We start from the raw sequence: 19,195 nt of genomic DNA on the forward strand, positions 1-19,195 counted from the left end.
GATGGCGATTAATATTATTCCAGCGGATCAACCGCTATTGGTACAAGCCATTATCGTTTATCTGTACGCAGATCCGGGCTTGGGTAAAACATCAATTGGCTTCACTGGTGAAAAAGCAATTTCATTCGACTTTGATAAAGGTTCTCACCGTACCGGTGAACTACGTCGCGGTGCTGTAGTCCAGGTCAATCAATGGGCTGATGTTGCTAACCTGACCATGCAGGATCTAGAACCATTTAAAACGATTGTGATTGATACCGTTGGCGCAATGCTTGAAAGCATTAAAACCCATCTATTGCTAAACAGCACGAACAAGCAAAAAGATGGCTCTTTAAAACTTAAAGCCCAAGGCTTGGCCAATAACATCTTCAAGCAATACGTGAACACATTAATTGCTTCAGGTAAAGACGTCGTTTTCATTGCCCATGCATCAGAAGATCAGAACGGTGACCAGGTAATTTACCGACCAGATCTGGGTGGTAAGAACCGTAATGAGCTGTACCGCATTGCAGATGTAATGGGTTATCTCACCACTGTGCAAACAGGTGAAGGCAAACATGAACGTGTGATCAGCTTTAGACCTTGCCCTACTCACCATGCCAAAAATGCAGGTGGTTTAGGCGGTGAAACTGGTGAAGTATGGGTTCCAGACTTAAAAGCGAATCCGTCTTTCCTGGCAGATCTCATCAAGCAGGCCAAGGACCACATCAATACCATGACACCTGAACAACTGGCATCAATGAAGGCTCAGGAAGATTTAGATAACTGGATCCAGAGCTGTGCTGAGGCTCAGTATGCCAGCGATCTAAACCAGCTTACTGAGTCAATTGATGACCAGCATATTTATTACAAAAACATGCGGGCTGAACTGGTCAAACGTGCCAAGGAAATGAAGTGCGAATTCCATAAAGAACGCAAGGTCTGGGTAGATCCTGTTGAGTTCTTTGGCATTAATGACCAGCAACTGGCTGACCTCCAGGCCTTTATCGATGAACGTGGCCTAGATGCAAAAACCGTATGTGAGCATCTCGGTATTGATGCACTTAATCAAATTGAAGCCAGTAAACTGGCAGCTGTACAACAAGAAATTGAACAATTAGCAAAGGAAACTATTAACGCATGAAAGCAATAATTTTGGACACGGAAACTCATACGATTAATGGTTTCCCTATTGAAATCGCATACGCACCTTGCTCTTTTGAGCAAGGTAACTTGGGGTTTGATCAAAGCCAGATATTTGATGAGTTCTACTCATGTTCTGAGCCAATCGCATACGGTGCAATGGCAACTCACCACATTCTGGAATCTGACATCGAAGGCAAGCCAAGCTTTGATACTTTCCGCTTGCCTAAAGATGTGGATTGCTTGATTGGCCATAACATCAATTACGACATTGAAGCGATCCGTAAATGTGGTACGGATGTTCCTGAAAAGTCTATCTGTACTTTAGCTCTAGCTCGCTTCACATGGCCTGAACTAGAAACTCATACGCTGAGCGCTTTGTTCTACTACGTAAGTTCAGACAAGGAAAAAGCACGCAATTACCTGCGTAATGCTCACAGTGCGAAGTATGACATCTGGTTCACATACATCATCCTGAAAAACATCTGTTTAAAACTGGGTATCAAAGACATGAATTCATTGCATGTCCTATCTGAACAGGTACGCACTCCAAATGTAATGCCTTATGGCAAACATAAAGGTACTCCATTAAAAGAGGTTCCAAAGGACTATGTGAAATGGATGCTGACCACTGATATTGATCCTTATCTGCGTAAAGCATTGGAGGCAGCGGCATGATTTTCAAAATCAAAAAGAAACATGAAGTCGGTTTCAAGCTTTGGCTAGAAAAGCTGGGTTATACGAAGAAAGAACTTGCAGATGGTAGCTCTACTTTTTCAGGCAAAGGCACACGTAAAGCACTGAGCTATGTGTTTTTAAATAACGATTTAACAGGCAATGCAGCATGCCAGATGCTATTTGGTGAATATGAAATGCATCTGCGCTGCCCAAATGTTTCGAGTGAAACCAGCGAAAACTTAGCAAAGATTGTGGCTAATCGGATTATGAAGGCGGCGTGATGGAAGATAACAAATTGTGGGCAGTCAATATTCCCGAAGAGCCCGATTCAGAAGAAATTTTATACCCTGTTCCATCAAAAGAATTGGGTGAGCAAGTTGTTCAGCGTTTGCGTAAAGAGGCTATTGAAGCATTTGAAGCGGTTGGTGAATGCATTGCTGAAGCGGTCACTCTTGAGGAATGGGATCTTTCCGCTGATGAGCATTCTAAATACTTGGAAGAAAACCCTAATTGGTGGGATGAAACTACCTTTTTAGATGGTGAGGTGGCGTGATGGATTTATTACCTCATGAGTTGATAATTGATAATTTTGCTGGTGGTGGCGGAACCAGTACGGGTCTGGAACAGGCATTTGGCCGTCCGGTAGATGTGGCTATCAATCACGATCCTAAAGCCCTTGCTATGCATCGCATCAACCACCCAGATACAAAACATTTTTGTGAAAGTGTTTGGGATGTTGATCCTATTGAAGCAACAGGAAATCAGCCTGTTGGATTGGTGTGGTTGTCTCCTGACTGCAAACATTTCAGTAAAGCAAAAGGCGGCAAACCTGTTGAGAAAAAAATACGCGGTCTTGCATGGGTAGCATTGCGCTGGGCAGCTAAAACACGTCCTCGAGTAATCATGCTTGAGAATGTTGAAGAATTCAAAACATGGGGAACATTGGGTCCGGATGGTCGTCCATGTCCTAAAAATAAAGGACGTACTTTCAAAAGCTTTGTTAATGCTCTAAAGCGTCAGGGTTATACAGTTGATTGGCGTGAGTTGCGTGCATGTGATTACGGATCTCCTACCATTCGTAAGCGTTTCTTTTTGATTGCTCGTCGAGATGGTTTAAATATTCAGTGGCCAGAACCAACTCATGGGCATCCAGATTCTATCCAAGTAAAAAAAGGAATATTAAAGCCATGGCGTACCGCTGCAGAATGTATTGATTGGTCTATTGAATGTCCTAGTATTTTTAATCGAAAACGACCTTTAGCTAAAGCTACTATGGATCGTATAGCAGCTGGCTTAGATAAGTTTGTAGTTAAAAACTCGAATCCATTTATTGTTGGCAATAAAGCGCCAGTGCTTACTGAATGTGCAAATGCATCAAATAAAAGATCAATGCCATCTAATGAACCTCTACGCACAATTTGCGCCCAAACTAAAGGAGGTCATCATGCATTAATCTCGGCACATCTAGCCAAAAATTATACTGGTGTGGTTGGAAGCTCTTTGGTTGAGCCAGTACATACCATCACTGCAAAAGATCATAACTCTTTAGTTGTAAGCCACCTTTCTAAAATGAAGAAAAATTGCACTGGCCAGACTATTGATTCACCGCTGCATGCAATGACAACTGTAAATCAATTTGCAGAGGTGCGAGCATTCTTGACTGCATTTTATGGCAGTGAAAGAGATGGAAATAGTATTGATGGTCCTCTACGCACAATTCCGACCAAGGACCGATTTGGTTTAGTGACTATCAATCAACAGGAATATCAGATTACTGATATTGGTTTTCGTATGCTTCAACCTGTTGAGCTTTTCAGAGCCCAAGGCTTTCCAAAGAGCTACATATTTGATCGCGGCCTCAATGAAAGTGGAACAGAAATTAAGTTAACCAAAACTGAGCAAACAAGAATGGTGGGTAATTCTGTATGCCCTCAACTATCCCGTGCCTTAGTTGAAGCCAACTTTAAACACGAAAATATTTATAAAGGAGCTGCTTAATGCCAACACAAATAGTTAAACCAGTTCCTTTTGATGACGCTCAGTGGTTCTGGTGCACCAAATGGTGTGAAGAAAAAGGTTTAAGCCCATACGATGCTAAAAACTGGGCTGATGCGAAATTTGAATATTTAAAACTGCAGGAGAAAAACAGTGACTGAAGTTCAAGAAAACATTGCTGTATCCAAAGGTCAGGAAGAAAACGTTATTGATAGATTTATTGCTGACGGTGGTTTTGATCAGGCTTTTAAGGATGTGTTTGGTTTACCGGAATCAGTACAACAAAGTTTAAAAGAGGTAACTTAATGGCTCGATACACCATCACCGTTGAAGCCGAAAGACCGCCTCAAATTATGCTGGGTCAGACTATCGGTGGTGCAACGGTGAAGGAGCTTAAAGAGGTTGAAGTCGAACTGGTTTCAGCTTCTTATCTGGCTCAAAAATACAATCTGTCAGTGACCACGATTCGAGAAAAATTAGTTTCGATCAATCAAGGCACACAAGGCAAGGCGCTATACAATCCAAAGTTGGCCCATGACCTGCTGACAACCAAAGTTAAAGTAGGCAGACCGAGAGCTAATTAGCTCTCACTGTCGTTAAACATTTCTACCAGATCCTGAGCATCTGGATTGTAATAAGTATTCACCAGCATTGAGATAGTTTTGTGGCCAGTAATTTTGGCTAGCACTTCAACCGGTAATTTTCTCACCTTCACCATTCTTGTAATGGCTTCATGTCGTGAATCATGGAAGTTAATATGTGAAAGCCCTGCTCTTTTCTTTGCTCTCATCCATGTAGCACAGCATATCTGTTTATCAATGGGCAGAAGTTTATCTGTTCCTTTAGGTAATAAAGAAAGCAGTCTTTTGGCTTCACCAGATAAAGGCACGTTTCTGGATTCACCATTTTTTGTCATCGGTAAATGCACAAAGCCTTCTTTAATATCCTTCCTACGCATTGCCAGTATTTCACCCTGACGCATAGCAGTTTCCAGAGCAAATCGAAATGCCCATGCTACATAGTGACGTGACGTTTCTGGTGTTGTAGATCCATCCCAGCTTAACGCCTTTAGCAACAATTCTTGATCTTCTTCTGTAATACGCTGGCTTCTGGATTTTTCCTTGCTCGGCATGGTGACCGCATGCCAGACGTTAGAATCAATCAAAAACAGTTCTTTCATGGCATAGGTAAACACGGCTGAATAAATGGCGTGTTCATTCCTGAGTGTTGCTATCTTCACTTCTTTTTTACGGTTATTTCGCCATTCTGCAATGTCAGCAGGCTTGAAATCATAAATAGACTTGTCAGCTAAATTTGGTGCAATCCGGTCAAGGTTTTTAATTTTAAAATTAATAGTCCGTGCAGATCGCATGTGACGACCATGCTCTTGATAGTATCTAGCACAAAGTTCCCTAAATGGATAATTCGGCTTTTCGCCTTGTTCTATTGCCTTTTTACCAGATCGAAGTTCAAGCAATTTATTATAGGCCCACTGTTCACATTCCTTCGCTGTGTCTCGGGTGGCTGAATATCTTTGCTTGTCGAAAGTGACAATGATGCGCCAGCTGGACCCTCGCTGGATGGGTTTGGGTATTTTCATTTTATTGGTGCAGATTTGGTGCAGATTACTTTGCATTTTATCGGTAAAGTAAAAAAATGAAAGGATATAGAAGGGATTTTGTGCAGTTTTGGGTATGGTTTAGTGACGGGATAGGATTAATAGACTGTTTTAAATTATTGTTTTTATTAAAATTAAATCTTTTTATATTTTATTTTTTGTCTTTTTATCAGAAAAGATCATCTAAAATCATTGTATACTACCTACTTTCTTTGTAGCCAAGATCATCATCCCGCGTTGATCAAGCCTGTAGTGAATTTCGATGAGCACCTTAATTCTTGTTACCTCCGCACCGACTTCTATTTATGCCTGGCATGCGCTTGGACTCGCCCAAGCTTTACAACATAAACAGGAAGCTTTCCGTGTATTTTTCTATCAAGATGGCGTGTCGGTCGCAAATGCATTGCAATGGGTGCCCGACGACCAGCGTCATCTCACACGTTCCTGGCAGGATCTGAAGATCCGCTTACCTGTTTGTGTCAGTGCAGCCTTAGCGCGTGGGATTACAGATCAGGAAAATGCTCAACGTCACAATATTCAGCAACATAATCTTGCTGATGGTTTTGAATTGGTCGGTCTAGGCGAGCTTGCTGATGCTGTTCAGTCCTCACAACGTCTAATTCAATTCTAGATGCTTCATTTTTCAGGATGTGTTGCTTTTAAAAGGAATCTTGTGTGAAATCTGTACTTGTTATATTAACCCAAGCCAACCTAAACAGCTTACAGGTGCATGAAAGCCTGTCTGCCACGATGGTACTGGCGACCTTCGGCGCTGAAGTTAAAGTATTACTCCAAGGCGCGGCCTTGAGTCTTTTACGTTCTGAGCTCCAGTTTGACCAGCTTAAACATGCCTTTAAACTGGCTTCAAATCTGGTGGATAGTTTCGAATTTTATGACCTGACCCCAATTCTGGTTGAGCAGAAAAATCAGGACTCTCCTTTTGTAAAGCAAAGCGAGCAGGAGATTGAGTTGATTGAACTCAATTCAGAATTCGTTCAAAAATTTGATCACGTATTGTATTGGTAAGGACAAAGGATAAATAAATGTCAGATCAAACCCTTTACCTGATCCAGCCAGATTATGCAGCGACGGCGTCAGTCCTTGATCAATTAGCACAGCTCCATGCTTCAGATGATCAGGTGGTCCTGATGGGAGAATCTGTGCTGTATCTGGACCATGCTTTCGTACAGCAACTGCCGCAAGTTTATATCCTAAGAAATGATGCAGAAATTCTGATCTCACCTTTATCGGAAAATGTTGCTTTACTCGACTACTCCGAATTTGCAGATCTATGTCTGAAATTTAGTCGTTGCATCTCAATGAAATAATCCATGAGTCAAATATGAATCTAGAACTGGACCAAGATGGTCATTTAGTCGATTACACCATCTGGAATGAAGACGTTGCCCAAGTACTGGCAGATACACTGGAACTTCAACTTACTCCTTGGCATTTTGAAGTGCTACAGGCAGTCCGTCAATTTTATCAGCAGTTTGGGCATTCTCCTGCAACCCGTCCGTTGATTAAGTTTTTGATGAAGACAGTCAACCCGGAAATTAACAATGCCTTATTACAGGAAAAGTTTAATACAGGTCTGGTGGCACGCCATTTAAGCCGACTGGCTGGTATCCCGAAACCGGCGAACTGCTTATAAGTTTTAATCTAAAAAATGAATGAAGAAGAAGTCCGTTTCTACGGGCTTTTTCTTATTAAGCTTATCTATGATCTGTATTCACAACTAAATAAAGCTTTAAACCGGAAGATTAAAAACTTTTCTGATCCAATGCATTTAAGGCTTGATCAAGCTGTGGAGAGATTTCAGGCAGAACTTTCTGCAAAAATTCTATTTGAGCTCTCGCCTCTTCCGGAGCAACGACCCGAGCATTCACCAGATTCTGCTGTTGTAACAGCAAATGATCTAGCTGGCGATAGTCTGGCTTTTCACCTTGACTTAAGCCATTCATCATTTGGGTAAAATCCAGATAAAGCTGGTCTCTCTGTTGTAATAAGACCTGCTGTTCAGAATCCACTTCCGAGTGTCTAGCCGTTCTTGCCGGTACAGCTGTTTTAGGATTTAAATTCGAAGTAATCAGTGACTTTGCTGGAAAAGTCATCTGATCATCAGGTTTCAGTATATTGAACTCTGCCTTATAGATATCCTTATGAACCTGATAAGCAATCCCAACCAGAATACCGGTCAATAACATTCCCGCCAGCAGATATAAAGTAAGTGTTTTGTTCCTCATATATGCCACCTACAATGCTTAGAGCAACGTTCATAACACATTGCTCTTTTTAAGCCATTATTTGCTACGGTGTAGACCAGTCTGCTGGGGCATAACCGATCCGGACACGCTGTGGATGATTGCCTACAGGTACACTGGTCACTTTATTGCCTGTCGCGAAATCAATTACGGTCACCACATCCGTTTCACTTTCTGAAATGATACAGCTACGGCCATCCGGACTTCGGGTAGCCCAGTATGGCTTACCTGCAGGAATCAATTTTCCGGCAGTCAGACTCTGACGGTCGACAATGGTGGCGTAATTATCCATCGTGCCCGCAACACAGAGCTTCTCACCATCAGCACTGATCGATAAACCATGATGGCGGGAATCATTCACCCATTTGGTACGATCTTTGGGAATGCTATCGCTACCTGGCAACTGCCCAATACGGGTCACTTTATTCTGGTTTAAGTCATACTCAATCAAACCATTAAAAAATGATACCTGAGCATAGAGTTTACTTTCATCCTTGCTAAAGACCATCGGCCGCACTGAATTAGATAAATCTTTTCGACCAAACGCATCCAATGCCGGTCTAAAGTCAATTTTCTTAAGCACCTGATGGGTATTGGCATCTGCAATGGTGATATAGCGTTTACCCTTGGTGAAATCCTGCCACTGCGCATCAAGAGAGGTTTCTACATTACCAATGGCCGAGTTCAGAATTTTTCTGCCATTATCAAAGTAGATATTTTCATGCGGTTTATCACCCGTCGCAAATCGACCAAGTTCCTTACCAGTATGAATATCCAGTACATGCACCACATTTCCGGAAGATGCGGAAACCGCGACACGCTGGCCATCTGGTGAAACTGCCATATGATCCGCGCGGAAGCCTTCAACTGGAGTACGCCAGTTAATTTTGCCTGTCTTGATGTTGATAGAGACCACATCGGCAAAACTTGGACGGGATGCGACCACTGACTGTCCATCTGGCGTGGAGTACATATCGTCGACCAGCTGATCATTACCTTCACCCGCAGTAGCTTGAATATAGGTATAGGCAATCAGTTTAATGGGATTGAGGTGAATCTCTTTCAGGCGCTCCTTACGATCAGGAATCATGTTGATCACACCAACCTTGCCAAAGTCACCTGAAGATCGAATCACTGTAACTGTTCCATCCCAGTTATTACCTACAAAGAAAACTTGCTGGGAATTGGGTGGCTGAGGCAAGGTAGATGAGTCTGCCTGTGCAGTTGAAAAGACTGAGAGCATGGCCATCGCGGACAAGCTCATACAGAACCGTGATAATCGTTTTTTCTGGATTTCCATGCGGTATTCTCCATATTTTCTATTTTATTGTTTTTATCTTTGTTCAATCCACAGTCAGGCCGTGGATCTCAATCATCCACTATACAATGAAGAAAAAACCATGCTGAATTTTCCGACAGAATAGAAAGATAAGAATCCAGAAAAGTTGAAGCGTCCATTGATATGAACGCTTCTAAGTAAGATAGTTTTATTGAAAAATGCTTTGAACTTTAGACATCCAATACATCAACGAATTGAGCATCTAGAACCTTAGCTAGGTCCGCAGGTTTTAAACCAATATCCAGACCGCGTTTACCCCCACTGACATAGATTTTATTCAGCTGTTCTGCAGATGCATCAATGACAGTTTTCAGGCGTTTTTTCTGCCCAACCGGACTAATCCCACCGACAAGATAACCGGTTAGACGTTCTGCCTGTTTGGGATCAGCCATTTGTAGCTTTTTACAACCAAAGGCTGATGCTACTTTTTTCAGGTTTAACTGATGGTTGACTGGAAGAACTGCTACAAAATACTGCTTCTCATCTGTGACCAATAAGGTTTTAAATACTTCTTCTACTGCCAACCCTAACTTTTCTGCTGCTTCCAAACCAAAGCTTTTGGCATTGGCATCATGTTCATATTCGTGAATGCTATATTCAATTTTTTGAGATTTTAATAATTTGCATGCAGGTGTCATAACAGCTTCGATAGTATTTTGACGGGATCTTCATTATAGCTTATCAAGTCTGCTTGGGTTTTATTCTGTGATTCTGAATAGCTTATATAATCAATATGTGTTCAAAATACAATCAGATACCATTAGCTTTTAATCCAGAATATCTATTCATATTGCACTTTAACTGAACTTAACTATCCCATTTATCATTGTAATTCCGCATACCATCTTGTTCTTAAGCTTAAAAATTCATCATTTAAAAACATAGGCAACATTCAGATGAATAACAACGCCTATACATGAAGTGCCATTTTGCCAATGTTATTGAGTGAACATAAAGAATGACAAATAAAGGTAAGCTTTAGAAAATTGAGCACATTCGTCAATATTAGATGAGGCCAGTAAAAGATTAATGAAGAATCATAAGTTTTTAATTTTACTTTTACGGCCAGTATCATTTAGCCAATGTTCAGTAGCAATGAGCCTATCTCTTTTTGCAGAAAAATAATGTGTGACTTGCTTTACTAGCGACATAAAACCCATTTAATACTAAACTTCACTTCATACCATTTATCAAATAACTTTTTGATTTTTATTCCAAGTTTGATATTTTAGTTTACAGAATAATGAATAGAATAAACATTTGATTCATTCAAAAATCTAATGAAAATCCGGTCTTTTACCGATCACCACAATTTTTGATATGAGCAGAGACTTCGAGTAATAATTTTTATTTTTGACCAGCCATTGCCGAATAAACACTCAATTTAAAAGAATTATGAATAAACATTGAGGTCTAACTTACACAGCATAAATGTAACAATTCAGCCAATTCATCTAAAATATAAAAATGATGTAAAAGACGAAGATTTGGTAGTTTTGAACATTGCTAAATGCTTGCAAAGTTTTCATTATATGGCCACTGCGTGGTACATGCTTTTCTATGTCAATTCAAAGAAATTATAAAAATAATGTAGGAATTCATGCCATAATAGGCGAAGTTTGTAGACATCTTGCAAACCTATCCTGAAACTTTTTAACTGGAGCACCATAGATGACTTCGACCATTTTGGTTATTCATGGACCGAATTTAAATTTGCTAGGAAAGCGCGAACCCGAAGTTTATGGTTATTTAACTCTAGAAGATATTAATCAGCAGCTCACTGCTCAGGCTGAAAAAGCTACTTTACAACTTGACACTTTCCAGAGCAACTGGGAAGGCGCAATTGTTGACCGAATTCATCAAGCCCAACAAGACGGCGTGCAATATATCATTATTAATCCTGCTGCCCTGACACATACCTCAGTTGCAGTTCGTGATGCACTTCTTGGCGTGGCAATCCCGTTTATTGAAGTCCACCTGTCTAACGTCCATGCACGTGAGGCATTCCGACATCATTCATATCTATCCGATAAAGCTATTGGCGTGATCTGTGGTCTAGGTGCAAAAGGCTATGCTGCCGCACTCGACTATGTCATTGAAAAAATACAATCTTCTAAACAATCTTAATTAGGAATACTGTCTCATGGATATCCGTAAAATCAAGAAGCTCATCGATTTGATGATTGAATCTGACTTACAGGCGATTGAAGTTAAGGAAGGTGATCAGTCGATTGCTCTGACTCGTCGTAATCCAGTAGTTGCAGCAGCTGTTCCTGCAATGCCTGCACCTGCAGCTGACGTCCCTGCAGCTAAATCTCCTCGTGGTGCAGTTGAAAAATCTCCAATGGTTGGCGTGTTCTATGCGGCTCCAAGCCCAGGCGAAGCACCTTTTGTAAAAATTGGCCAAACTGTTTCTGCTGGCGAAACACTGGGTATCATTGAAGCAATGAAAATCATGAACCCGATTGAAGCAACTCAAAGCGGCGTGATTGAAGAAATTCTGGTGAAAAATGGTGAAGTGATTCAGTTTGGTCAGCCACTTTTCCGTTACCGCGCCTAATCACTTCGGGGATTCATAATGTTGCAAAAAGTTTTAATTGCAAACCGAGGTGAGATCGCCTTGCGCATCGCCCGAGCTTGCAAAACTTTAGGAATTAAAACAGTCGGTGTCTATTCAGACGCTGACAAAGACCTGATGCACTTACGCTTCTGTGACGAAGCCGTGTGTATTGGTCCTGGCGCAAGTAGCGACAGTTACCTGAATATTCCAGCCCTGATTACAGCTGCTGAAATCACCAGCGCAGATGCCATCCACCCTGGTTATGGCTTCCTGTCTGAAAATGCTGAATTTGCTGAAATCGTAGAAAGCTCTGGTTTTATCTTCATTGGTCCACGTCCAGAACATATTCGCCTGATGGGGAACAAGGTTTCTGCGATTATTGCCATGAAAAAAGCGGGTGTACCAACTGTACCTGGCTGTGATCATGCGGTGACGATTCACAATGCGCTTGCTGAAGCCAAAGAAATTGGTTTCCCGCTCATCGTGAAAGCGGCTTCCGGTGGTGGTGGTCGTGGTATGCGTATCGTAGAACGTGTGGATACCCTGCTTGAATCAGTACAAGCTGCGCAGCGTGATGCTGAAATGTGGTTTGGCGATGACACGGTTTATATGGAACGTTTCCTGCAAAAACCGCGTCACGTCGAAGTACAGGTTCTAGGCGATGGTAATGGTCATGCGATCCATTTATATGACCGTGACTGTTCTTTACAGCGTCGTCACCAGAAAGTACTTGAAGAAGCGCCAGCGCCTAACCTGCCAGAACAGGCTCGTGCTGACATTCTTGAGGCCTGTGTCAATGCTTGTAAATTGATGCAATATCGTGGTGCCGGTACATTCGAGTTCCTGTTTGAAGAAGGCGAATTCTTCTTTATCGAAATGAACACCCGTGTTCAGGTAGAACACCCTGTGACTGAAATGGTCACCGGTATCGACATCATTGAACAGCAGTTACGTATTGCGGCTGGTTTAGGTCTGGATATCCAGCAAGAAGATGTACGTGTTCAAGGTCATGCGATCGAATGCCGTATCAACGCTGAAGATCCATCGAACTTTATGCCATCTCCTGGCAAAATCGAGACTTTTTATGCGCCAGGTGGTGCAGGTATCCGTTTAGACTCTCATATCTATCCAGGTTACAGCATCCCGCCATATTATGATTCTATGATTGCCAAGCTAATTGCCCATGGTAAAGACCGTAAAACTGCAATAGCACGCATGAAGCAGGCCTTGGATGAAATGATTCTGACAGGTGTGAAAACCAATATTCCATTACACAAAGATCTGATTCTTCAGGATGAAAATTTCTGTGAACAGGCAATGGATATTCACTATCTGGAAAAACATTTGTTGAAGCAGCTTGAAGGTGCTGAAGACAAAGAAAAAGCTTGATCCAGTAATTGATCTAATAAAAAAACCGCTGAATTCAGCGGTTTTTTATATCTAGCCTTCAATCAAGGCAAAATGCGTCGAAGCACAGCAAAACATTGTTCTGCTTTTTCATTGGCACAGAAATTAATGGTATTTGAGTTCTGCCACTTCACAAAATACTGCGAAATCTCGCCTGACTGATCCACCTGATTACCGGAACAGTCTTTTTCATTATTGTCGTATTTAACCTGCATAATCAGCGCTGGAATCTGTGCAGCAGGATCTTGTGAAGGCTGATAGTCATACAGCCCTGTGGTCCATTCTGAACCGCTTTTAATCACTACGTTGTTATTGCCTTTAAAATTATAGTATTCAACACATTTCTTATTATCTGGAATTTCCATTCCCCATAGCCCGACAATTTCAGGACGGGTATTAATGGTAAAGGTATTCGGAACTTCGATAGGTTTCGCAATACTATTTGCAGTTTGATTATTGTTTTCTGTTGCCATTAGCCAAGATGAGCTCATGAGCAAGACAAGGCTAAGACAGGTTTTTTTCATATTCACAGGCTTCGTTTCAATCCTAATAATTAATTTTAACTTATCATATTTTTCGGGATCATATTCTGCTCTGCATCAGTTTAAATACCGAAATAAAACAAATTTTTATCATTATAGTTTAAAAACATGGATTTCCTTTTTTAATTTTTTTGTATATATTTCGTATACAAACGTATATTGATAACGTAAGTAAAAACAGATTATTCCAAGAATAAAGTTGTACTTTTGGGTAAAAAGCATTTCCCAAACAAAGTGATATTTCACAAATAAAAATTAGATACAGGACTTAGATTTGCGAATACCTCGAATCACAGACCAGAACTTGAATCCTGAAACATATGCCTACTTGGTCATTCTTTTCATTATTTTAGTGACTTGTTTGATTGGCATTATGACCAGAACACAGGATTACTTAGCCATACTCTGGCCTGCCAATGCTGCCTTACTGGCCATGTTTTTACGCTTCCCCCATTTAAACAATATGGGCGGGTGGCTAGGTGCTTTCTGTGCGTTCATGTTTGCCGATTTGGCAACAGGTAATAATCTATTACAAAGCCTGTTTCTAACACTTGCCAACCTGATTAGTACGATTGTATCGCTGTTTTTTATCCGATATTTCCAGATCAACTATAAGTACTACAATACTGGTTTCACTTTCGTGCATATGTTCGGCATCTGTGCATTCGCAGGATGCCTGGCCAGTGCAGTGTTTGCCGTTGCGACCTTACCCAATCTTCCCCATTCCTTTATGACCAAGGAAAATTTATGGATTGATTTCGGGCTGTGGTGGACAGGCGAAATGGTAAATTACATTATTGTCCTGCCGCTTTTTCTAGCCTTTCCTAGAACCAAAGATCTCAAGTATTTATTTAAAAACCGCAGAAAGAAGCAGAACTCTTTTAGTTATCTGCTGCCAGCAGGTACGGTAATCCTGTGTATTATCCTGAGTAATATTTTTGTCGGTCCAGGTGCCCTGCTTTATCCGTTGGCAGCTTTAATCTGGGCAGCACTGACCTATCGCATCTTTACGATTGCAATTATTAATGCCTTTGTAATCATTTTGATGTATTACAGCCTGACCCAGTTCTATGCCACTACACATGATACGTTGGCAGACTCGACCATTTATATCTCATTAAGGATCGGACTATTTATGCTGGCATTATCACCGCTGATCCTGTGTATCATCAGTCAGAACCGCAATGATCTGTTTAAACGGGTATTGTATTTGGCCAATCATGACAGTCTGACGCGTACCATGAACCGGCATTTTTTCTTTCAGAAAGGTGAATATTTACTGCAACATTCCAAGAGTGTGCAGTTTTCCCTGATTATGCTGGATATTGATCATTTCAAACGTTTAAACGATCATTTTGGCCATCATGTGGGCGATAAAGTACTGCAACACTTTGCTGAAATCATCCGTTCCAATTTACGTTCTCAGGATCTGTTTGCGCGTATTGGTGGTGAGGAATTTGTGATTTTGCTTTGGGATACCAAACCATCTAAGGCCCAGTTTATTGCCGAGCGTATTCGTGAACTGGTAGCTAAAACGCCAATGTATCAACCTGATGGATCACCGTTATCGATTACTGTGAGTCTCGGGATTACGCATCAACATGCCCCGCTTTCTCAGGATTTACAGCAACTGATCAATACCGCGGATCAGGCCTTATATCAAGCCAAACACTTGGGACGTAATCAGGTGGTGCTTGCATCCTGAACTGAAACCCTCTACAACCTTATAACAATATCAACGCTAGGGAATGCAGATGAAATTTGAAGAATACTTACAATACGATGGATTAGGACTGGCTGAACTGGTTAAAAATAAACAGGTGCATTCAAGTGAACTTTTATCAGTTGCCTTAGAACGCAGTGCAAATATTAATCCTGAAATCAATGCCATTATTATTCCCATGCATGAGCATGCCTTGCAGCGTACCCAGCAAAAACTGTCTGGCCCCTTTGCTGGAGTTCCATTTCTGGTCAAAGACCTGTTTCAGGAATATGCAGGTTATCCGACGTCTTATGGATGTCAGGGTTTAAAGCGTATCGGGTATATCGCTGAAACCAATGCCGAGATTGTTAATCGTTGGGAACAGGTAGGTATTGTGACCTTTGGCCGTACCAACACCCCTGAATTCGGAATTAAAGGCATTACAGAGCCAGATGCCTGGGGAAGCTGTAAAAACCCGTGGAATTTAAGACATAACAGTGGTGGCTCGTCAGGCGGCTCTGCTTCTGCTGTGGCAGCCGGCATTGTGCCAATTGCCGGTGCAGGTGATGGTGGTGGCTCAATTCGTATTCCGGCTTCCTACTGTGGTCTGTTTGGTTTAAAACCAAGCCGTGGACGTACGCCGTGGGGACCGCAAATGAGTGAGGCAATGCACGGTGCTGCCATTCAACATGTACTCACCAAAACTGTTCGGGATAGTGCGGCAATGCTGGATGCCACCCATGGTGAAGATCGCAGTTCACTGTTTACGATTCAACGTCCGCATACACATTATCTGGAAGTGATTCAGCAACCACCAAAAAAATTAAAAATCGCATTTAATACGCGTTCCAGCATTGATACGCCTGTTTCTCAAGATGCTATTAAAGCGGTAGAACAAACTGCCCGTTTACTGGAATCTTTAGGTCATGAAGTCGTTGAGGATCAACCGCAGATTGATGGCATGCAACTGGCTAAAGATTTTATTACGACGTGGTTTAGCCAGTTTTCTTATATGCTGGACGAAATCCAGAAAGGCTATCCATCCAGATCAGGCGATTTTGAACTGGATTCTCTGGCGCTAGCTGCTTTTGGTGCCAAAACGACGGCAATTGAATATATCCAAAATCTGACCAACTGGGGACAATATGTGACCCAGATGAATCATTTCTTTGATGATTATGATCTCTACCTGACACCAGCCACGGCCACTGTTGCACCCAAAAATGGCGAAGTCAAGACACCAAACTGGCAGAAGCCGATTCTTAAAGCTTTATTAAAAATGAATAAGGCACATTTATTGGCACAAGGTAAGCTGGTCGACCAGATTGTGAAAGAAAACCTAAAATGGGTGCCATTCACCCAGTTAGCCAATATTACCGGCCTTCCTGCAATGTCTGTACCGCTATACTGGAATGAAGATAACCTGCCTTTGGGCTCACAGTTTATTGCACCATTTGCCCGTGAAGATTTGCTGTTACAACTGGCCGCTCAATTAGAACAGGCTCAGCCCTGGTTTAATCAATATTCCAAAATCCGCATTTAATCATTCAATCGTATCTTAAACCTGCTTTTGCAATTCGACTTTGCTGGGTAAGCCAAATACCAGCAACAGGCCCAGCAAGGTCGACAGCGCAGCAGCAATAAAGATTGATGTTCCACCGACCTGATCCCAATAACGACCGGCTAGAATGCTGCCACTCGCCACGCCTAAGCCCCACATGGTGCTATACAGTGCCTGTCCACGGCCTTGCTGTCCAGCCGAGAAGTTCTGAAAAATAACCCGCATGGCAATCATATGGAATAAACCAAAACTCAGGGCATGAATGGTCTGGGCAAAAAACTGTGCCAGAAATGACGATGGAAATATGCCGACAGTCAACCATCTTAAACCAGTCATTAACAGGCATAGCATTGCCAGATGACGCCATGACCAGCGTGTCAGAAAGAATGTAGCGTAGGCAAACATAATGATTTCAGCAATGACTCCAACCGACCAAAGCAATCCGATCTGACTGGTACTGAATCCATTCTGGCTGAGATAGTTACTATAAAAACTATAAAACGGTGCATGCGAAAACAGCATGATCAATTCAATCAGGAAAAAACTGTATACCACTGGACGCTTGAAGATCGGCCATAAGGCTTCAAGTTTTTTCTGAGCTGTCGGTGCTGCTGTAGGTTCTTTGATGGTAAATGACCAGAGAAAAGCCAGAAATGAAATACAGAGCAATAAGATTGGTAGCATACTGATGCTGATAATTTCAAAAATTGCCCCTAAACCAAATACGCCAATAATAAATCCAATAGATCCCCACTTACGGACTTTGCCATAGAGCTCTGCCCTTTTCTCACCTAACCAGAATAAAGTCACGCCTTCAAACTGAGCCAAAATTGCATTTTGAAAGAAACTGAAAATCAGCATGAGCAAAGCAACTGACTGGAAGCTATTGGGAATGATAAAAATCATGAACCAGATACAGGCTTCCATCCAAGTAGCTATACGCACCAGCAACATGCGTTTCCCGGATTTGTCTGCAATCCATCCCCAAATAAATGGCGCAAAAAATCGGGTGACAATCGCAATCGAAGATAAAATCCCAATTTCCTGATAATTAAAGCCTTGATCCTCTAGATACAGACTCCAGAAAGGCATGAATGCGCCCACAATCGCATAATAAAAAAAGTAGAAAAAACTGAGTCTGTAATGAATAGCTAGAGATTGCATCAAACTAGATACTCTTTCATTTTTGATAACTTAAAATAAATATAAGTTGCACTTAGTTGCATTGAATGGGTCTCGGTTGAGTCTAGTTAATCTATAAGCTAATCATCTATAGATTCTTCAAAGCTCTTTAACTAATTTTAGAAAAGTTAGATTTTAACTTAATACATTACCTAAATTCTTAATTTATTCTTTTAGTTCAATCATGAGCTTATCAATCGTAATCATTTGATGGTTCTAAGAATTAAAATGACTGAGGTTCTGACATTTAGACAGCTTAACGTTACAAAATCTGAGCCTTATTTAGCTTGTACTTTGTCTATCATGGGGCTCACCAATAAGAAAAGAAAAACCCCTCAACATTTAGAATGTAAGAGGTTTAGTTTGCCGTAATACGTTCGGCTATGATTTTAACTTTGCTTTAAACTCAACCCATCCATTGACTTGGGTGATAGTTAGGTCGATAGCTGAGTATTGATAGTAGCGCTCCACCTCAACAAGAGTTTTAGCGCTCATCTCCTTTCGAGCCTCTTTGAATTCAAAATATGGGTTATTAAAATTAATAACATTAGAATTGATAACTGATATTAAGTAATCAGTTGTGTGAATACATTGTATGTGTGCTCATAACCAGCCCGTTAAGTCAAAATTCAAACCAATTATTAGCCTATTATTATTGAAAAATAAAATAGCACAGAATACTTAACTCATTGATAATAAAAAAAATTTATCATTCTAAATTAAACTTTTTTCAAACAATCCCGGCATTCTTTCTTGCCGTCGCTAATCTCAGTCGCACCATGTAGGCAGAATAAGCAGAATAGTAATCGGAGCATACTTTTTTCCAGACAAAAAATAACCCGCTTAACCTGGGGAAGTTAAGCGGGTAGGCTTCTTTAACACGTCGTTATAGTTTTTAGCTAGTTCATCATTATTCATGGAGCACCTTTAAAGTAGCACTTATATAGTGCAGCAATAGTATAAGAAGCATTACTGAATGGTGGGTGCTGGTTGGCTTTGGGTTAAATTTGGTTATTTGTTAGACAGGAATTACACTATTTAATTATTTTTGTGTTCTGGTCGCCGTATAAAGTTTATCAGGCAACAAAAAAGCTCTTATTTCTATGGACTTTAAAAACTCGGAAAGAAATCGAATAAATATTTAATGAATGTGAACCTGTCATTAATATCGGGTACGTCAAATACCCATAAAGTTTTAGTTTGTGATCTATATTTAAATCTTACT

The 19,195-nt window shown here is 41.1% G+C and carries 23 protein-coding genes; 17 read left to right on the forward strand and 6 right to left on the reverse strand.

The genetic code is table 11. The annotated features are described in order from the left end of the window. The first annotated feature begins 1 nt into the window (after position 1). The 8 genes from FTU03_RS02110 to FTU03_RS02145 are packed head-to-tail and all read left to right on the forward strand — an operon-like array spanning position 2 to position 4,379. Entirely contained in the window at positions 2-1,123 is a 1,122-nt protein-coding gene (locus tag FTU03_RS02110; RefSeq protein WP_179992484.1) for an ATP-binding protein, read from the forward strand. Then, a complete protein-coding gene (locus FTU03_RS02115; RefSeq protein ID WP_179992483.1) occupies positions 1,120-1,800 on the forward strand; it encodes a putative quorum-sensing-regulated virulence factor in 681 nt (226 codons plus the stop codon). The genes FTU03_RS02110 and FTU03_RS02115 overlap by 4 nt, the downstream gene beginning before the upstream one ends. Next, positions 1,797-2,081 (forward strand): hypothetical protein, encoded by a 285-nt coding sequence (locus FTU03_RS02120; RefSeq protein WP_257225587.1) that lies wholly within the window; start codon positions 1,797-1,799, stop codon positions 2,079-2,081. The genes FTU03_RS02115 and FTU03_RS02120 overlap by 4 nt, the downstream gene beginning before the upstream one ends. Then, the gene (locus tag FTU03_RS02125) at positions 2,081-2,353 is read left to right on the forward strand and encodes a hypothetical protein (RefSeq protein ID WP_179992482.1); all 273 of its coding nucleotides are present in this window, start codon (positions 2,081-2,083) and stop codon (positions 2,351-2,353) included. The genes FTU03_RS02120 and FTU03_RS02125 overlap by 1 nt, the downstream gene beginning before the upstream one ends. Further along, positions 2,353-3,798: a DNA cytosine methyltransferase gene (locus tag FTU03_RS02130; RefSeq protein ID WP_179992481.1), complete on the forward strand. Its 1,446-nt coding sequence runs from the start codon at positions 2,353-2,355 to the stop codon at positions 3,796-3,798. The genes FTU03_RS02125 and FTU03_RS02130 overlap by 1 nt, the downstream gene beginning before the upstream one ends. Further along, positions 3,798-3,956 carry a hypothetical protein gene (locus tag FTU03_RS02135; protein ID WP_179992480.1) on the forward strand — a complete coding sequence of 53 codons (159 nt, stop codon included), beginning with the start codon at positions 3,798-3,800 and terminating at the stop codon, positions 3,954-3,956. Before FTU03_RS02130 ends, FTU03_RS02135 begins: the two co-directional genes overlap by 1 nt. Next, positions 3,949-4,101, forward strand: a complete 153-nt coding sequence (locus FTU03_RS02140) for a hypothetical protein (RefSeq protein WP_179992479.1) — start codon at positions 3,949-3,951, stop codon at positions 4,099-4,101. Before FTU03_RS02135 ends, FTU03_RS02140 begins: the two co-directional genes overlap by 8 nt. Further along, a complete protein-coding gene (locus tag FTU03_RS02145; protein ID WP_034171181.1) occupies positions 4,101-4,379 on the forward strand; it encodes a hypothetical protein in 279 nt (92 codons plus the stop codon). The genes FTU03_RS02140 and FTU03_RS02145 overlap by 1 nt, the downstream gene beginning before the upstream one ends. Here the strand turns inward: FTU03_RS02145 and FTU03_RS02150 are convergent. Beyond that, positions 4,376-5,395 carry a site-specific integrase gene (locus FTU03_RS02150; protein WP_179992478.1) on the reverse strand — a complete coding sequence of 340 codons (1,020 nt, stop codon included), beginning with the start codon at positions 5,393-5,395 and terminating at the stop codon, positions 4,376-4,378. The genes FTU03_RS02145 and FTU03_RS02150 overlap by 4 nt on opposite strands. Before the next feature lie 280 nt (positions 5,396-5,675). Between FTU03_RS02150 and tusD the strand changes: the two genes are divergently transcribed. The 4 genes from tusD to FTU03_RS02170 are packed head-to-tail and all read left to right on the forward strand — an operon-like array spanning position 5,676 to position 7,067. Further along, positions 5,676-6,044: a sulfurtransferase complex subunit TusD gene (gene tusD / locus FTU03_RS02155; protein ID WP_166135495.1), complete on the forward strand. Its 369-nt coding sequence runs from the start codon at positions 5,676-5,678 to the stop codon at positions 6,042-6,044. Between the two features lie 44 nt (positions 6,045-6,088). Then, a complete protein-coding gene (locus tag FTU03_RS02160) occupies positions 6,089-6,439 on the forward strand; it encodes a hypothetical protein (RefSeq protein ID WP_005235449.1) in 351 nt (116 codons plus the stop codon). Between the two features lie 17 nt (positions 6,440-6,456). Next, complete coding sequence (locus tag FTU03_RS02165) at positions 6,457-6,741, forward strand: DsrH/TusB family sulfur metabolism protein (RefSeq protein ID WP_125279645.1); 285 nt, start codon at positions 6,457-6,459, stop codon at positions 6,739-6,741. A gap of 14 nt (positions 6,742-6,755) precedes the next feature. Continuing rightward, positions 6,756-7,067 (forward strand): TusE/DsrC/DsvC family sulfur relay protein, encoded by a 312-nt coding sequence (locus FTU03_RS02170; protein ID WP_034705617.1) that lies wholly within the window; start codon positions 6,756-6,758, stop codon positions 7,065-7,067. 109 nt (positions 7,068-7,176) lie between these two features. Here FTU03_RS02170 and FTU03_RS02175 read toward each other — a convergent pair whose 3' ends face one another. The 3 genes from FTU03_RS02175 to ybaK all read right to left on the reverse strand — a co-directional run bounded on the left by FTU03_RS02175 (position 7,177) and on the right by ybaK (position 9,654). Then, positions 7,177-7,659 (reverse strand): hypothetical protein, encoded by a 483-nt coding sequence (locus FTU03_RS02175; protein ID WP_179992477.1) that lies wholly within the window; start codon positions 7,657-7,659, stop codon positions 7,177-7,179. 64 nt (positions 7,660-7,723) lie between these two features. Beyond that, positions 7,724-8,977 (reverse strand): YncE family protein, encoded by a 1,254-nt coding sequence (locus tag FTU03_RS02180; protein ID WP_034705621.1) that lies wholly within the window; start codon positions 8,975-8,977, stop codon positions 7,724-7,726. A gap of 209 nt (positions 8,978-9,186) precedes the next feature. Beyond that, complete coding sequence (gene ybaK / locus FTU03_RS02185; RefSeq protein ID WP_159122961.1) at positions 9,187-9,654, reverse strand: Cys-tRNA(Pro) deacylase; 468 nt, start codon at positions 9,652-9,654, stop codon at positions 9,187-9,189. 1,033 nt (positions 9,655-10,687) lie between these two features. On the opposite strand from ybaK, the gene aroQ reads away from it, so the two are divergent. Genes aroQ through accC form a run of 3 tightly spaced genes read left to right on the forward strand, consistent with a single transcriptional unit; the run spans position 10,688 to position 12,965 of the window. Then, positions 10,688-11,143, forward strand: a complete 456-nt coding sequence (aroQ, locus tag FTU03_RS02190; RefSeq protein WP_004785950.1) for a type II 3-dehydroquinate dehydratase — start codon at positions 10,688-10,690, stop codon at positions 11,141-11,143. A gap of 16 nt (positions 11,144-11,159) precedes the next feature. Further along, positions 11,160-11,576, forward strand: coding sequence for an acetyl-CoA carboxylase biotin carboxyl carrier protein (gene accB / locus FTU03_RS02195; RefSeq protein ID WP_004785952.1), 417 nt, complete (start codon positions 11,160-11,162; stop codon positions 11,574-11,576). Between the two features lie 18 nt (positions 11,577-11,594). Then, positions 11,595-12,965 (forward strand): acetyl-CoA carboxylase biotin carboxylase subunit, encoded by a 1,371-nt coding sequence (gene accC / locus FTU03_RS02200; RefSeq protein WP_175967543.1) that lies wholly within the window; start codon positions 11,595-11,597, stop codon positions 12,963-12,965. Positions 12,966-13,027: 62 nt separating this feature from the next. Here accC and FTU03_RS02205 read toward each other — a convergent pair whose 3' ends face one another. Then, complete coding sequence (locus tag FTU03_RS02205) at positions 13,028-13,474, reverse strand: hypothetical protein (RefSeq protein WP_034171190.1); 447 nt, start codon at positions 13,472-13,474, stop codon at positions 13,028-13,030. 325 nt (positions 13,475-13,799) lie between these two features. Between FTU03_RS02205 and FTU03_RS02210 the strand changes: the two genes are divergently transcribed. Together FTU03_RS02210 and FTU03_RS02215 are read left to right on the forward strand one after the other, a co-directional pair. Continuing rightward, positions 13,800-15,230 (forward strand): diguanylate cyclase, encoded by a 1,431-nt coding sequence (locus tag FTU03_RS02210; protein ID WP_179992476.1) that lies wholly within the window; start codon positions 13,800-13,802, stop codon positions 15,228-15,230. A gap of 49 nt (positions 15,231-15,279) precedes the next feature. After that, complete coding sequence (locus tag FTU03_RS02215; protein WP_179992475.1) at positions 15,280-16,770, forward strand: amidase; 1,491 nt, start codon at positions 15,280-15,282, stop codon at positions 16,768-16,770. Positions 16,771-16,785: 15 nt separating this feature from the next. Here FTU03_RS02215 and FTU03_RS02220 read toward each other — a convergent pair whose 3' ends face one another. Beyond that, complete coding sequence (locus FTU03_RS02220) at positions 16,786-17,952, reverse strand: MFS transporter (protein WP_179992474.1); 1,167 nt, start codon at positions 17,950-17,952, stop codon at positions 16,786-16,788. Positions 17,953-19,195: the final 1,243 nt, after the last annotated feature.

The organism is Acinetobacter sp. YH12046, assembly GCF_013419905.1.
Taxonomy (GTDB): domain Bacteria; phylum Pseudomonadota; class Gammaproteobacteria; order Pseudomonadales; family Moraxellaceae; genus Acinetobacter.